The sequence below is a fragment of the Faecalibacterium langellae genome, from assembly GCF_002549775.1.
Classification (GTDB): Bacteria; Bacillota; Clostridia; order Oscillospirales; family Ruminococcaceae; genus Faecalibacterium; species Faecalibacterium langellae.
On the sequence record NZ_NMTR01000019.1, the window covers coordinates 84,387 to 98,709 of the forward strand.

14 protein-coding genes are annotated in these 14,323 nt (G+C 58.9%); 5 read left to right on the forward strand and 9 right to left on the reverse strand.

The window, feature by feature from the left end:
- Window positions 1–6: 6 nt before the first annotated feature.
- Window positions 7–1,230 carry an argininosuccinate synthase gene (locus CGS49_RS07845; RefSeq protein WP_097801303.1) on the reverse strand — a complete coding sequence of 408 codons (1,224 nt, stop codon included), beginning with the start codon at window positions 1,228–1,230 and terminating at the stop codon, window positions 7–9.
- A gap of 159 nt (window positions 1,231–1,389) precedes the next feature.
- On the opposite strand from CGS49_RS07845, the gene CGS49_RS07850 reads away from it, so the two are divergent.
- On the forward strand, window positions 1,390–2,292 hold the full coding sequence (locus tag CGS49_RS07850; protein ID WP_097801304.1) for a LysR family transcriptional regulator: 903 nt from the start codon (window positions 1,390–1,392) through the stop codon (window positions 2,290–2,292).
- Window positions 2,293–2,344: 52 nt separating this feature from the next.
- Here CGS49_RS07850 and CGS49_RS07855 read toward each other — a convergent pair whose 3' ends face one another.
- Window positions 2,345–3,142 (reverse strand): YoaK family protein, encoded by a 798-nt coding sequence (locus CGS49_RS07855; RefSeq protein ID WP_097801305.1) that lies wholly within the window; start codon window positions 3,140–3,142, stop codon window positions 2,345–2,347.
- A gap of 355 nt (window positions 3,143–3,497) precedes the next feature.
- Between CGS49_RS07855 and CGS49_RS07860 the strand changes: the two genes are divergently transcribed.
- The 4 genes from CGS49_RS07860 (at window position 3,498) to CGS49_RS07875 (ending at window position 6,812) form a co-directional block, all read left to right on the forward strand.
- On the forward strand, window positions 3,498–4,223 hold the full coding sequence (locus CGS49_RS07860) for an amino acid ABC transporter ATP-binding protein (protein WP_097801306.1): 726 nt from the start codon (window positions 3,498–3,500) through the stop codon (window positions 4,221–4,223).
- A gap of 121 nt (window positions 4,224–4,344) precedes the next feature.
- Window positions 4,345–5,256: a substrate-binding domain-containing protein gene (locus CGS49_RS07865; RefSeq protein WP_097801307.1), complete on the forward strand. Its 912-nt coding sequence runs from the start codon at window positions 4,345–4,347 to the stop codon at window positions 5,254–5,256.
- Between the two features lie 43 nt (window positions 5,257–5,299).
- Window positions 5,300–6,037 carry an amino acid ABC transporter permease gene (locus CGS49_RS07870; RefSeq protein ID WP_097801308.1) on the forward strand — a complete coding sequence of 246 codons (738 nt, stop codon included), beginning with the start codon at window positions 5,300–5,302 and terminating at the stop codon, window positions 6,035–6,037.
- A 1-nt stretch (window position 6,038) separates the two neighbouring features.
- Entirely contained in the window at window positions 6,039–6,812 is a 774-nt protein-coding gene (locus CGS49_RS07875) for an amino acid ABC transporter permease (RefSeq protein WP_097801309.1), read from the forward strand.
- 123 nt (window positions 6,813–6,935) lie between these two features.
- On the opposite strand, the gene CGS49_RS07880 is transcribed toward CGS49_RS07875, so the two are convergent.
- From CGS49_RS07880 to CGS49_RS07910, 7 genes are all read right to left on the reverse strand, one after another.
- Window positions 6,936–7,880, reverse strand: a complete 945-nt coding sequence (locus CGS49_RS07880; RefSeq protein ID WP_097801310.1) for a glycosyltransferase family 2 protein — start codon at window positions 7,878–7,880, stop codon at window positions 6,936–6,938.
- 52 nt (window positions 7,881–7,932) lie between these two features.
- Window positions 7,933–8,766 carry a hypothetical protein gene (locus CGS49_RS07885; RefSeq protein ID WP_097801311.1) on the reverse strand — a complete coding sequence of 278 codons (834 nt, stop codon included), beginning with the start codon at window positions 8,764–8,766 and terminating at the stop codon, window positions 7,933–7,935.
- A gap of 158 nt (window positions 8,767–8,924) precedes the next feature.
- Window positions 8,925–10,580, reverse strand: a complete 1,656-nt coding sequence (locus CGS49_RS07890; RefSeq protein ID WP_097801312.1) for an acetolactate synthase large subunit — start codon at window positions 10,578–10,580, stop codon at window positions 8,925–8,927.
- A gap of 148 nt (window positions 10,581–10,728) precedes the next feature.
- Complete coding sequence (locus CGS49_RS07895; RefSeq protein WP_097801313.1) at window positions 10,729–11,451, reverse strand: ABC transporter ATP-binding protein; 723 nt, start codon at window positions 11,449–11,451, stop codon at window positions 10,729–10,731.
- Window positions 11,444–12,286, reverse strand: coding sequence for an ABC transporter ATP-binding protein (locus CGS49_RS07900; protein ID WP_097801314.1), 843 nt, complete (start codon window positions 12,284–12,286; stop codon window positions 11,444–11,446). Before CGS49_RS07900 ends, CGS49_RS07895 begins: the two co-directional genes overlap by 8 nt.
- The gene (locus CGS49_RS07905) at window positions 12,283–13,443 is read right to left on the reverse strand and encodes a branched-chain amino acid ABC transporter permease (RefSeq protein ID WP_097801315.1); all 1,161 of its coding nucleotides are present in this window, start codon (window positions 13,441–13,443) and stop codon (window positions 12,283–12,285) included. The genes CGS49_RS07900 and CGS49_RS07905 overlap by 4 nt, the downstream gene beginning before the upstream one ends.
- On the reverse strand, window positions 13,443–14,321 hold the full coding sequence (locus CGS49_RS07910; protein WP_097801316.1) for a branched-chain amino acid ABC transporter permease: 879 nt from the start codon (window positions 14,319–14,321) through the stop codon (window positions 13,443–13,445). The genes CGS49_RS07905 and CGS49_RS07910 overlap by 1 nt, the downstream gene beginning before the upstream one ends.
- Window positions 14,322–14,323: the final 2 nt, after the last annotated feature.

Here is a 14,323-nt window from a genome sequence, read left to right on the forward strand (position 1 = left end):
AACTTCTTATAACCCTTCTTTTTCGCTGTTTATGATGGCCTGCACCTTGGTGGGCAGACCGTAGATGCTGATGAAGCCGGTGGCATCGCTCTGCTTGTAGTCGCCGCCTGCGGCAAAGGTGGCGATGTCCTCGCGGTACAGGGAGTAGGGCGACCAGACGCCTGCATTGATCAGGTTGCCCTTGTACAGCTCCAGACGCACCTTGCCGGTGACGTGCTCCTGCGTGGAGGTGACGAAGGCGCTCAGGGCCTTACGCAGCGGGCTGAACCACTGGCCGTCATAGACCAGCTCGCCAAAGGTGATGGCAAGTTCACGCTTCTTGTGGGCAGTGAGCTTGTCCAGCGTCAGGGTCTCCAGCACTTCATGGGCCTTGTAGAGGATGGTGCCGCCCGGCGTCTCGTACACGCCGCGGCTTTTCATGCCCACAAGGCGGTTCTCCACCACATCGTACAGGCCGATGCCGTTGCGTCCGCCGATCTCGTTCAGGCCCGCAATGATGGCGGCGGGCTTCATCTTCTCGCCGTTCAGGGCAACGGGTACGCCCTGCTCGAATTCCAGCTCCACGAACTCGGACTTGTCTGGCGCGGTCTTGGGGCTGACGCCCAGTTCGAGGAAGCCCGGCTTGTCGTACTGGGGCTCGTTGCCCGGGTCTTCGAGGTCCAGGCCCTCGTGGCTCAGGTGCCACAGGTTCTTGTCCTTGGAGTAGTTGGTCTCGCGGCTGATCTTCAGCGGGATGTGGTGGGCCTCGGCGTAGTCGATCTCCTCATCGCGGCTCTGGATATCCCACTCGCGCCACGGGGTGATGATCTTCAGGTCCGGGGCAAAGTGCATGATGGCCAGCTCGAAACGCACCTGGTCGTTGCCCTTGCCGGTGCTGCCGTGGCAGACGGCGTCGGCACCCTCGGCGCGGGCGATCTCCACCACGCGCTTTGCCAGGATGGGCCGCGCGAAGCTGGTGCCCAGCAGGTAGCCCTCATAGTCGGCACCGGCCTGCATGGTGGGGATGACGTAATCCTCCACGAATTCATCGGTCAGATCTTCCACATACAGCTTGGAAGCGCCGCTTGCCTTGGCGCGCTCCTCCAGACCTTCCAGCTCACCCTTCTGGCCCACATTGCCGCAGACTGCAATGACCTCGCAGTTGTTGTAATGCTCTTTCAGCCACGGGATGATGATGGACGTATCCAGACCACCGGAATAAGCCAGCACGACTTTTTTGATCTCAGACATGATAACGTCCTCCGTTCAAACCACTTGATATACTCTTTTTGAATTTCCCTCTTGCAATTCTCGATTGCAGTTGCTATTATACGAGCAGCAAGAGAATGTGTAAAAAGTATCCTGCACATGGTCACAATATGATTTTGATATGAAAGAGGGCCTGCTGCCATGTATGTGGACTGGGAATACTACAAAATCTTCTATTATGTTGCGAAGTATCAGAATTTTACCAAAGCCGCCCGGGTGCTGGGCAACAACCAGCCCAACATCACCCACGCCATGAACCGGCTGGAAAGCCAGCTGAACTGCGTGCTGTTCATCCGCTCCAACCGGGGCGTGACCCTGACGCCCGAGGGTGCGATGCTCTATTCCCGCATCGCATCGGCGGCGGTACAGATCCAGGATGCGGAGGAAGAACTGAGCGCCAGCGCCACGCTGGAACACGGTGCCATCAGCATCAGTGCCACCGAGACCGCGCTGAACATCTATCTTTCGGAAAAACTGCGGGCCTTCCACACCGAGTACCCCGGCATCCGGCTGCGCATCTCCAACCACTCCACCCCGCAGGCGGTGCAGGCCGTGAAGAACGGCGAGGTGGATTTTGCCATCGTGACCACCCCCGCCGAGGTGGATGTCGGCCTGAAAATGGTGGAGCTGATGCCCTTTTATGAGGTGCTGGTGGGCGGCCGGAACTTCACGGCGCTGGCCAGCCAGAGCCTGACCCTGAAGGAGCTGGGCAGCTACCCCCTCATCAGCCTGAGCGAGGAGAGCATGACCCGCAGCTTTTACCGGCAGTTCTTCCTGGACCACGGCGCGGTGCTCAAGCCCGACACCGAGGCCGCCACCACCGACCAGATGCTCACGCTGGTGAAAAGCGAGCTGGGCCTTGCCTTTCTGCCCCAGCCCATGGCCGGAGAACCGCTGGCCCGGGGCGAGATCGTGCAGCTGCATTTGCAGGAGATCATCCCGCAGCGCTCGGTCTGCCTTGTCTACGACCATCATCGCCCGCTGAACACGGCGGCGCGCAAGTTCCAGCAGATGCTGACCAAAACGCTGCCAAAGCACGCGTGAATACAAAAGGGGCCGCTGCACACTGCAGCGGCCCCTTTGCGCACCCCGGCCCTTATTTTTCCGGGTGCGTGCTTTCCTTCAATTCGCGGTGTTCTTCTTCCAGCTCCTGCTTTAAAGCGTGGTCGATCTCTCTGGTCTCCTGCCGGATCTCGACAAGGTCTTTTTCGATGACGGGGTTTTCCTCCAGGTCTTCGCGGATGAACATCAGCGCAAAGCTCACCAGCAGCAGCCCGCAGGAGAGCCAGATGGCTTTGTCGCCAAAGGCTGCAGCGCTCTTGCTGCCGATGCCGGCACCAATGGCGAACAGCAGGATGATGCCGAAATAGCGCAGCATCCGGTCCCGGGCTTTGGCGTCCCGGGTCTTGCGCCAGATGCACAACGCTTCCATGCCGCTGCGCAGGTCGCCGATGCACATGGTGCTGGCAAAGGCGTAGCCGTCCACCTTGCGGAAGGCCTGCACCTGCATGGCACAGGAGAAAGAGACGATGGCGTTGGCCAGCAGGTCCAGCGCGGGCGGCAGAAAGCCCACGAGGAACAGCAGCAGCACTTCGCCCAGCACCACCAGCTGCCGCCAGTGCAGCCGCTGCATGTCGCGGAAGCGCTCCCGCATCTTTTCGGCGGTGAGCACGCCCAGCGCAAAGGCGCACAGCGGCACCAGATAGTGCACCGCCCGCCCCCAATTGCCATCCATGAGGTTTGCGCTCAGCAGCACGATGTTGCCGGTCTGGGCGTTGGCGAACACCTTGCCCCGGAACAGATAGGTATAGGCATCCTGCAGGCCGCCGGACAGCGAAAGGAACACGGCGGTGAGGAAGGACTCGGACATTTGCCCGTGATGATTCGGTTTCATAGATACACCCTCTTTGCACACCCTATTATAATCCATTTCGGCGGGTTTGCTGATATCCGTTTTACATGGCAGATATGTGCGCAGCGCAGAAGGAACGCTTGGAAAAAGTAGCACTTTCCCAAAACGGCTGATTTGACAAAAATGAAGTGATAACTTTGTATAACTTTACAAAACATGGAAAAACGGAGGGCAAAAGTTGTTGCAGTTTTCGGATTGAAAGCAAACGGAGAAAACGCTATACTTTAAGCATCGAAGGCAAAGGCGCTTGGTGAGAGATCACCGAGCGCCTTTTTTCGTTTCCTGCGGGGCAATGCGGCCCCGGGGACGAGATGCAAGAGGAAAAGGGGAATGTACCGTGATCAAGCTGGAACATGTGGAAAAATACTTCGGTGATCTGCACGTTTTGAAGGATATCAACCTGGAAGTGGCCGAGGGCGAAAAGCTGGTCATCATTGGGCCGTCCGGTTCGGGCAAGTCCACCACCGTGCGCTGCATGAACTTTCTGGAGGAGCCCACCAGCGGCCACGTCTACATCGACGGCCAGGAGCTGACCAGCAAGAACAAGACAAAGCTCGTGCGCGAGACCACCAGCATGGTGTTCCAGCAGTTCAACCTCTACCCGCACATGACGGTGCTGAAGAACCTGACCCTGGCCCCCATGAAGCTGCACCACAAGACAAAGCAGGAGGCCGAGGAGCTGGCTTATCATTACCTTGAGGTCGTGGGGCTGCGGGATAAGGCAAATGTCTACCCCACCCAGCTTTCCGGCGGCCAGCAGCAGCGCATCGCCATTGCGCGGGCATTGTGTGCACAGACCAAGATCATCCTGTTTGATGAGCCCACCAGTGCGCTGGACCCGGAGACCATTCAGGAAGTGCTGGATGTCATGGTGAACCTGGCCCACGAGAAGAACATCACGATGGTGGTGGTCACCCACGAGATGGGCTTTGCCCGTCAGGTGGCGGACCGGGTGGTGTTCATGGCCGACGGCCAGATCATTGAGGAAGGCACACCGGAGCACTTCTTCACCAACCCCAAGAACGAGCGTGTGCGCCAGTTTCTGGGCAAGATCATCCGGTAAAAACATTGGTCAACGCGGGGGATGCCGCAAATGTGGGCGGCACACCGCTGCTGATAGCGCAGCCACGAGGGGCGGAAGGGAAAGCCGCCCGGCTGCAAAATTGATAGAGGAGTGGATACTTATGAAAAAGATCTCGCGTCGTAGTTTCGTCAAGGCCGCTGGCACGGTCCTTGCTCTCACCGCTCTGACCGCCTGCGGCGGCTCGGCCGGCTCCACGGCTGCTTCCGGCAGCACGGCATCTTCTGCCGCCTCCGGCAGCGCAGCCGCTTCCTCCGAAGCACTGTCTGCCGACGTGCAGGCCATCGTGGACCGCGGTGTGCTGAAGGTCGGCGTCAAGAACGCCGTCAAGGGCTTCAGCTTCCAGGATACCCTCACCGGCGAGTACACCGGCCTTGAGGACAGCCTGGCTGAGATGATCGCCGAACACCTGGGTGTGGACGTGGAGTTCACCACCGTCACCGCCGCCACCCGCGGCGAACTGCTGGATTCCGGCGACATCGACTGCGTGCTGGCCACCTTTACCATCACCGACGAGCGCCGCAAGAGTTGGGATTTCTCCACCCCCTACTACACCGACTACGTCAGCGTGCTGGTGGAGGATGCTTCCGGCATCAAGGAGCTGGCCGACCTGAAGGATAAGGTCGTGGGCGTTTCCTCCGGTTCTACCTCCGCCCGTGCACTGGTGCAGGCCATGATCGACGCCAGCGTCATCTCCGGCGACGGCTTTGACGCCGACACCTTCAATGCCGATACCTGGAAGGACGGCATCTCCTTCCGTCAGTACGATGACTACCCCGCCATCAGCACGGCTCTGAGCGCCGGTGAAGTGGACGGCTTCTGCGTGGATAAGTCCATCCTGGCCATCTACAAGACCGATGGCCGCAGCTACATCGACGCCGAGTTCAGCCCGCAGGAGTACGGCATCGCCACCAAGAAGGGCAGCGGTTTCTCCGCATTGTGTGACGAGCTGGTGACCGGCTGGCTGGCCGACGGCACCATTGACGGCCTGATCAAGGACAACGGCCTGGATTAAATTTGATCGCAGCCAAACGGGTTGTAGGAAAGGGGAGTTCACCATGTCTGGTCTGTTTTCGTGGGACGCATGGGCAACGGTGTGGAACCACCGGGAAAGTTTTCTGCTGGGGCTGGGCAACACACTGCTCACGGCATTCAGTGCGCTGGTGCTGGCGTTTGCCATTGGCGCGGTCATCGGCCTGATGGCCACCAGCGGCAAGAAACCGCTCAAGTTCATCGCCCGGGTGTATGTGGAGTTCATTCAGAATACGCCGCTGCTGCTGCAGCTGTGCTTTTTGTACTACGCGCTGGCCTTTGCGGGCCTGAGTCTGGGCGTCATCCGCACCGGCATCATTGCACTGGGTGTTTACACCGGTGCCTATATGGGCGAGGTCGTCCGCGCTGCCATCGAGTCGGTGCCCAAGGGACAGTTTGAAGCCGCACAGGCGCAGGGTTTCAACTACCTGCAGCGCATGGGCTACATCATCCTGCCCCAGAGCATCCCGGTCATGCTGCCTCCCATGGTCAATCAGGTGGTCAACCTGTTCAAAAACACCTCCTGCCTGTACATCGTGGGCGGTGCGGACCTCATCAGTGTGACTTACAGCTTTGTCACCGGTGCTTCCACCGGCGGTGCCTATGCACCGGCCTATATCGTCTGCGGTGCGATCTTCTTTGTGGTGTGCTTCCCGCTGTCTACGCTGGCCACCCGCTGGGAAGCTTCCCTCAAGGAGCGCAAGGGCAAGGCAGACCCGGCCCTGCGTGCCGTGAAGCGCACGGCTCTGAAGGAGGCGGCATAAGATGAGCACACTTGCTTCCAGCTTTTCCATCCTTGCGCAGCCGGGCGTGTTCGTGTACCTGCTGCGGGGCGTGGCCTTTACCTGCATCATCTCGGTGCTGGGCGTCATCCTCGGCCTGATTTTGGGCTCTCTGCTGGCGCTGGCCCGCACCTACTGCAAAAAAGGCCCGGCCCGCATTCTGGGCTGGCTCTCGGCGGCATACATCGAGCTGTTCCGCAATACGCCGTATCTTTTGTGGATCTTCGTGTGTGTCGTGTTCTGCCCCTGCCCGGCCTTCTTTGCCCGCAAGATGTTCGGCCTGACCAGCGTGGAGATGAAGCTGCTGTTCAAGGCGGCACTGGCGCTGATTTTGTTCAACTCCTCGGTCATTGCCGAGATCGTCCGCGGCGGCCTGAACGGCGTGGCCAAGGGCCAGTTCGAAGCCGGTTATGCACAGGGCTTCAACACCGCCGAGGTGCTGCTCTACATCATCCTGCCGCAGGCCTACCGCAACATCGTGCCTACTCTGCTGAGCCAGGTCATCACCACCATCAAGGATTCTTCTTACCTTGCCAATGTGGCCACCATTGAGCTGATGGCCCGCATCCGTCAGCTGCTGAGCGCCGCAGGCACCTACAACGGCCTTGGCACGGTGAATGTCTCGGACGTGATGGTGCTGTTCGGCACGGCATGTGTCATCTACTTTATCATCAACTTCACGCTGAGCTGCATCGTCCGCGCGATGCAGGCCCGGCGGAAGAAAGCACTGGTCTTTGCCCCGGCAAAGGCCGCATAAAAAGCCAATTCTCTTTTACCTTCTTTTCCTTTTTCCGACTTTCTTACCCCCACAAAACGCCCGCCCCCGGCAAGCTGCACATAGCTGCTGGGGGCGGGTGTTTTGTGCGGTAAAAAGTGGGAATCAATGAATGTTCACAATGGAATCTTTGTTGCTCTCGGAGATGATGAAGTGCGGGCGGTGTTTGGTCTCTGCGTAGATTTTGGCAATGTATTGGCCGATAATGCCCAGGCAGAACAACTGCAGGCCGGAAACGAACAGAAGAATGCAGATAGTGGATGCCCAGCCCGCAACCGGGTCGCCAAAAATCAGCCGACGGACCACCACAAAAAGAAGACCAAGGAAAGAGACTAGCGTCATAAGGATACCGAACCAGGAGGCGATACTCAGTGGTGCCTGCGAAAAATTGATGATGCCGTCAATGGCGTAGCGGGAAAGCTTCCAGAAGCTCCACTTGGTTTGGCCTGCGGCACGCTCAATATTTTCGTAAGAAAGCCAGAAGGTCTTGAAGCCGACCCAGCCGAAAATGCCCTTTGAGAAGCGATTATACTCATTCATGGAAAGGATGGCGTCCACCATGTTCCGCCGCATGAGCCGGAAATCACGGGCACCGTCCATGATGTCGGCATCCGAGATCAGGTTGATGATCTTATAGAACAGGTGGGCAAACCAGCTGCGTACCGGAGGTTCGCCTTTCCGGTCTGCACGGCGCGTTGCAACACAGTCGTAGTCTTCGGTCTCGAGAATGTGGAGCATTTGGGGCAGAAGGGCAGGAGGATCCTGCAGGTCGGCGTCCATCACCGCGACATAATCGCCGTTCATGTTGCAAAGCCCCGCCAAAAGAGCGGATTCTTTTCCAAAATTGCGGGAAAAGGACAAATAGGTAATGTGAGGGTCCCTCTGTGCAAGCTGGCGGATCACCGGCAATGTCTGATCCGAGGAGCCGTCGTTGACGAACAAAATCTCATAAGGGGTATCCATGGTCTGCAGAACGCGGGTGGCCTCCTGATAGAACAGAGGAATGGAAGCTTCTTCGTTATAGCACGGAACAATGATTGAAATACTCATAAGATAAAACGCCTCGCTGTTTTCAGATGTTGTTGGAAATTGGGCCGGAGGGTCAGTAAATGCAAAGATGCAGCGTATCACCGTCAAAGATCAATTGCTGCGCAGATAAGGCATCCCAGTTCCGGCCCGCAAAGTAGGTACGGTAGGTTTCCGATGGCTCAGCACGCGAATAATTGTCCCCGAGGTAATAGTTCAGCGCGTTGAGGTCGCTCCAATCCTGGTTGAAAGAACTGCAGATCAAATCGCCTGAGTGACTGTACAGGTTCGGGTAGGCCGGTACAGCGGATTCAGCGTCGGCATAAAATGCAATCTTTCGGACCTTGATGCCGCTGGTCGCTTCGTACTCGGCAATGGCCTGCCCGACATAGTAACAGCGGTTCTCGTCCAGTGCGTTCAGCTTGTACTTATCAATATAAAGCTTGTGGAAGCCGAAATACTGCACGACCAGCAATGTGGCAACAGCGGCGACAGAGAGGACCTTTGCGGTGTGAGCGATGGCCGCAGCACCGGGCGAGCTGCGGTGATTGACCAGTGTGTTGATCGTCAGCACTCCGACGACACTTGCCAGAGGATAGACTGTCCGCGGCGCCCACCAGCCGGAACCCTGTAAAATGGTTGCGGCTGAGAAAACGCATGCAGAAGCAAAAAGGACAAAGAGATTCAGCATTTTAAAATGCGCATTTTTTTCGGAATTGCGGGTGGAGACCACAGCCGCCAGAAACACAAGGAAGACAAGTAGCAAAAAAGCAAAGTGCGGCAAAATGTCGAAAGTTTCCATATCGCACACCCAGAGCCCGCCGAAGAATTCTTTCAGGTTGGCAAGAAGATGAAATTCTGTCTGGAGCCTTGTGCCACTGAATACGGTTTTGAATGCGACAAAAGCCAAAAGGACCGGAATGGCATCCCCTTTCCGTGGATCGCGCAGATTATAACAGGTGAATATAGCCCTATGATATCATAAAGTATGGAAAAATCAAATTTTTACGCAAAAAGCCCCCCGTAGGGAGCTGGATGCGAACGAAGTGAGCAGACTGAGAGGGTTTATCAGTTGCTCTGCTGATACACTTCTTTCAGGTGGGCGGAAAGCTTCATGTTCTCGCTGTAATCCACCGGCACCACAATGACGCTGGGCACGGTCTGCCGGAACGCTTCTTCCAGCGTGGGGATGAGGTCGGCGGCCTTTTCCACCCGGTAGCCCTTGCAGTGCATGGCCTCGGCCAGCAGCTTGAAGTCCGGGTTCGAGAAGTCCACATAGCAGTGCTCTCCGCCGAACTGCTCCTGCTCCTTCCACTTGATCAGGCCGTAGCTGGAATCCTCCCAGATGAGGGTGACGAAGGGCACCTTCTCGCGCACGGCAGTCTCAAGCTCCTGACTGTTCATCATGAAGCCGCCGTCGCCGCAGACGGCCAGAACCTTCTTGTCCGGGTTCAGCAGCTTGGCCGCAAAGGCACCGGGGATGGAAAAGCCCATGCTGGCAAAACCGTTGGAGATCAGGCAGGTGTTGGGCTCGTAGCAGTCATAGTGGCGGGCGATCCACATCTTGTGGGCACCCACGTCGCTGACGAGGATATCCTCCCGGCCCATCACCTTGCGCACGTCGGCAAGGATGCGGGCAGGCTTCATGGGGCAGCTGTCGTCGTCGGCCATGGCGGCGTGTTCGGCCACCATGGTCTCGCGCAGCTGGAGCGCAAACTCCGGTTCGCTGTCCCGGTGGGCGCAGCGCAGAATTTCGTAAAGGCTCTCGGAGATATCGCCCACCACTTCCACAGCGGGCTGATACCGCTTGTTGACGTCGGCCGGGGCATTGTCGATGTGCAGGATGGTCATATCCGGCCGTGCGCCCCACTTGGCGGGAGCACACTCCACGATGTCGTAGCCGATGGCAATGACCAGATCGGCCCGGTCGAACAGCTGGTTCACATAATCTTTCTGGGGGATGCCGATGGTCCACAGGCTGTACTTGTCGTCCATGGGGATGATGCCCTTGGCCATCATGGTGTTCACCACCGGGATGTGCAGCCGGTCGGCCAACTCGGTGACGGCAGCGGCGGCGTGGCCGCGCACCGCGCCCACACCGGCCAGAATGACCGGGTTCTTGGCCTCGCTGATGATCTTGCCCGCAGCGGCAATGTGGGTGGGGTCGGCGTAAAGGTCGTGCAGCTGCTGGCGCTTCAGCGGTACGGCGTCGGCTGGCATCTTGGCAATGTTCTGGGGCAGGTCGATGTGGGTGGCACCAGGCTTGCCTTTTTCGGCGTGCTTGAAGGCCAGCCGCACGATCTCACCCACCGTGTCGGGCCGGATGATCTGCTTGGAGCGCTTGGTGATCGGCTCGAACATGGCGGTCAGGTCCAGGTACTGGTGGCTGGTCAGCTGCATCCGGTCGGTGCCCACCTGCCCGGTGATGGCCACCAGCGGTGCGCCGTCCAGATAGGCGTCGGCTACGCCAGTGACAAGGTTCGTTGCACCGGGGCCCAGGGTGGACAGGCACACGCCTGCCCGGCCGGTCAGACGGCCGTAGACATCCGCCATAAAGGCCGCGCCCTGCTCGTGGCGCACCGGGATAAAGCGGATATGGCTGTCCCGGATGGCAAACATCAGGTCCAGCGTTTCCTCGCCGGGGATTCCGAACATCACGTCCACACCTTCCGCTTCCAGACAGTCCACAAGGACCTGGGCGGTGGTTTTCTGTTTTTCCTGCATTTTTACGATTACTCCTATCATTCAAAAAAGAAAAAAGGCAGTGCAGCCCGTCTGGGCCACACTGCCTTTGCAGCTATTATTCTACCTTTTTTGCGCGGTTTCCACAAGAGCAAACTTCCACAAAAATACGCTGCTGCCCAGGGGAAATTCAGGCGCGGTCGGCGCGCTTTTTGCCGAGGTAAGCGGCCTTGACGTTTTCGTCGGCCAGCAGCTCGGCACCGGTGCCGGAGAGGGTCAGGGTGCCGGTCTCCAGCACATAGGCGTAGTCGGCCACTTTCAGAGCCATGTTGGCGTTCTGCTCGTTCAGCAGCACGGTGATGCCCTGCTGATTCACAGTGCGGATGATGTCAAAGATCTCCCGCACTACGATGGGCGCAAGGCCCAGGCTGGGCTCGTCCAGCATCAGGAGTTTGGGCTTGCTCATCAGGGCGCGGCCCACGGCCAGCATCTGCTGCTCGCCGCCGGAAAGGGTGCCGGCGCTCTGCCAGCTGCGCTCCTTCAGGCGGGGGAACAGGCTGTAGACCCACTCCAGGTCTTTTTCGGTCTCGGCCTTGTCCTTGCGCAGGTAGGCACCGATCTTCAGGTTTTCGACGACGGTCAGGTCGGCGAACACCCGGCGGCCCTCCGGCGACATGGCAATGCCGCTGGCCACGATCTGGTCAATGGGCTTGCCCAGCAGCTCCTGCCCGTTCCACAGGATGGAACCGCTCTGCGCCTTGACAAGGCCGGAGATGGTGCGCATCAGGGTGGATTTGCCCGCGCCGTTGGCACCGATCAGGGTGACGATTTTGTCATCGGGTACATTCAGCGACACACCGCGCAGGGCCTGAATGCCGCCGTAGGAAACATGTAAATCCTTGATCTCAAGCATCTTCGTCCACCCCCAGATAAGCATCAATGACCCGCGGATCGTTCTGCACCTCGGCCGGTGTGCCCTCGGCGATCAGGCGGCCAAAGTCCAGCACATACACCCGGTCGGAAATATCCATGACCAGATCCATGTGGTGCTCGATCATGAACACGGTCAGGTTGAAATCGGTGCGGATGCGGTCGATGAACGCGGTCAGTTCTTCGGTCTCCTGCGGGTTCATACCGGCGGCGGGCTCGTCCAGCAGCAGCAGCTTCGGCTGAGTGGCCAGTGCGCGTGCGATCTCCACCCGGCGCTGCAGGCCGTAGGGCAGGCCGGTGGCCAGCTCGTCCCGCACATCCTCAAGGCCCAGCACCTTCAAAAGCTCCTCGCACTCCTCGCGCTGGCGCTTTTCCTCGTCGGCGTTCAGCCGGAAGGTGGCGCTGAGCAGGTTCGCCGACCGGCGGCAGTGCTTGGCGATGAGCACGTTCTCGAACACGGTCTGGCTTTTCCACAGACGGATGTTCTGGAAGGTGCGGGCAATGCCCATCTGGGTGATCTTATCCGGCGTGGGCGCAATGATGTGGGAATACTGGCCCGCGTTCTGGCCCTTGTAGAGCTTTTTCATCTTGCCGTGGGGCGTGTTCTCGATGATCTTGCGTCCCTCGAACCACACCGCGCCGTTGGTGGGGGCATACACGCCCGTCACAACGTTGAACGCCGTGGTCTTGCCCGCACCGTTGGGGCCGATCAGGGAGACGATCTGGTTCTTGTCTACTTTCAGGTTCAGGTTGTCCACGGCCACCACGCCGCCAAACTGCATGGTGGCGTTTTCAATGGTCAATACATTTTCACTCATTTGGAACGCACCTCCTTCTTGGCAGCCTTTGCCGCGGATGCAGGCTTTTTCTGGAACAGTTCCCGGTCGCCCATGATGCCCTTGCGGAAGAACAGCACCACCGCCATAATGATGACGCTGAACACCACCATGCGGAAGCCGGAGCGCAGCAGCGGCACCCGGAAGCCGCCGATCCAGGTCTCGTTGTCCAAAAAGCGCAGCAGCCATTCGGAGCTTGCAATGAACAGGAAGGACGCGATGATGGAGCCGGACACCGAGCCGATGCCGCCGATGACCACGATGAGCAAAATCTCATAGGTCATGCTGGACTTGAAGGTGGTGGCCTGCACGCTGGCCTGATACATGGCCAGCATCGCGCCGGAGATGCCGGCAAAGAAGCTGCTAATGATAAAGCTCATGCGCTTGTGGCTGGCAAGGTTGATGCCCATGGCCTCGGCGGCGATCTCATCGTCACGGATGGCCTTGAAGGCGCGGCCGTAGGTGGAGTTGATGAGCAGCAGGATGATGGCAATGCAGATGCCCGAGAACAGGAAGGGCATCACCGTTTCCAGATGCAGGGTGAAGCCGCCCAGTGTGATGTTGAAATTGGAAAAGCTGGTGAAGCCGTACAGCAGGTTGGAGCCGTTGGTCAGCGGGCCAAAGCCCTCGTACACCACGGCGGCGCGGATGATCTCCGCAAAGCCCAGGGTGGCGATGGCAAGGTAGTCGCTTTTCAGCTTCAGCACCGGCAGGCCGATGAGGAAGGCGAACAGCGCTGCGATGCATCCCGCAAGGATCAGGCAGAAGATGACGCCCAGCAGCAGGCCGAAACCGCCCAGGGGCTTCGAGAGCAGTTCCGGGATGGAAAAGCCGATGCCGCCGTTTGCGTAGCGCTGGTAGATGGACTTCTGCGATGCGGCAGGGATGGTGAGGATGGCGTAGGTGTAGGCACCCAGCAGCATAAAGCCTGCCTGGCCCAAGCTGAACAGGCCGGTAAAGCCGTTCAGCAGGTTCATGGAGACGGCCACCAGTGCGTAAATGGCGCCTTTGCGCAGCACCGTCAGCAGCATGGAGGGCACAAAGCTCAGGTTATCCAGCGCCAGCAGCACGGCCAGCAGAGCGATGAGGCCCAGCGCCGCCCGGAGATAGATGCGTTTTTTCTCTTGTTTCATGGTCATCACACTTTCTCGGTCAGGTTTTCACTGAACAGGCCGGTGGGCTTGACGGCCAGCACCACGATCAGCAAAGCAAAGGTGAAGGCATCACTGAAGGTGGTGGCACCGGCACCCTTGATAAGACTTTCGCAGATGCCAATGAGGAAGCCGCCGATGACGGCACCCGGGATGGAGCCGATGCCGCCGAACACGGCGGCCACAAAGGCTTTCAGGCCCGGCATGGCACCCACGGTGGGGGTGACGGCGGTGTAGTTCGAGAAGTACATCATGGAGCCGATGGCCGCCAGGAAGCTGCCCACCGCAAAGGTAAAGGAGATGACGTTGTTGATCTTGATGCCCATGAGCTGGGCGGTCTCAAAATCGCGGGAAGCGGCACGCATGGCCATGCCGATCTTGGTCTTCTGGATCAGGGTAACAAGGGCCGCCACCAGCACGATGACGAGGAACGGCGTGATGACCGTCACCCGCTTGGTCTGGCAGCCAAGCACCGTGACGGTGTCACTGATCCAGGGCAGGGCGGGGTACTGCTTGGCCAGGCCGCCGGTGACGTACCACATCAGGTTTTGCAGCAGGTAAGACATGCCGATGGCGGAGATCATAACGGACATGCGCGGTGCGGTGCGCAGGGGCTTGTAAGCCACTTTCTCCACCGCGATGCCCAGCAGCACGGTGGCCGCAATGACCAGCGGGATGGAAACGGTCAGCGGCAGGGAAGCGGTGGCGTACACCATCAGAAAGCCTGCCACCGTAAAGATATCGCCGTGGGCAAAGTTGATGAGGCGCAGGATGCCGTACACCATCGTGTAGCCGATGGCGATCAGCGCATACTGGCCGCCCACCGAGATGCCCGCCAGCAGATAGGGCAGAAACTTTGCAGCCATAA

What these genes read in the sequence shown, in the direction of transcription:
- CGS49_RS07845 (WP_097801303.1), bottom strand. Translation starts at nt 1,230, where the DNA reads ATGTCTGAGATCAAAAAAGTCGTGCTGGCTTATTCCGGTGGTCTGGAT.
- CGS49_RS07850 (WP_097801304.1), top strand. Translation starts at nt 1,390, where the DNA reads ATGTATGTGGACTGGGAATACTACAAAATCTTCTATTATGTTGCGAAG.
- CGS49_RS07855 (WP_097801305.1), bottom strand. Translation starts at nt 3,142, where the DNA reads ATGAAACCGAATCATCACGGGCAAATGTCCGAGTCCTTCCTCACCGCC.
- CGS49_RS07865 (WP_097801307.1), top strand. Translation starts at nt 4,345, where the DNA reads ATGAAAAAGATCTCGCGTCGTAGTTTCGTCAAGGCCGCTGGCACGGTC.
- CGS49_RS07870 (WP_097801308.1), top strand. Translation starts at nt 5,300, where the DNA reads ATGTCTGGTCTGTTTTCGTGGGACGCATGGGCAACGGTGTGGAACCAC.
- CGS49_RS07875 (WP_097801309.1), top strand. Translation starts at nt 6,039, where the DNA reads ATGAGCACACTTGCTTCCAGCTTTTCCATCCTTGCGCAGCCGGGCGTG.
- CGS49_RS07880 (WP_097801310.1), bottom strand. Translation starts at nt 7,880, where the DNA reads ATGAGTATTTCAATCATTGTTCCGTGCTATAACGAAGAAGCTTCCATT.
- CGS49_RS07890 (WP_097801312.1), bottom strand. Translation starts at nt 10,580, where the DNA reads ATGCAGGAAAAACAGAAAACCACCGCCCAGGTCCTTGTGGACTGTCTG.
- CGS49_RS07895 (WP_097801313.1), bottom strand. Translation starts at nt 11,451, where the DNA reads ATGCTTGAGATCAAGGATTTACATGTTTCCTACGGCGGCATTCAGGCC.
- CGS49_RS07900 (WP_097801314.1), bottom strand. Translation starts at nt 12,286, where the DNA reads ATGAGTGAAAATGTATTGACCATTGAAAACGCCACCATGCAGTTTGGC.
- CGS49_RS07905 (WP_097801315.1), bottom strand. Translation starts at nt 13,443, where the DNA reads ATGACCATGAAACAAGAGAAAAAACGCATCTATCTCCGGGCGGCGCTG.
- CGS49_RS07910 (WP_097801316.1), bottom strand. Translation starts at nt 14,321, where the DNA reads ATGGCTGCAAAGTTTCTGCCCTATCTGCTGGCGGGCATCTCGGTGGGC.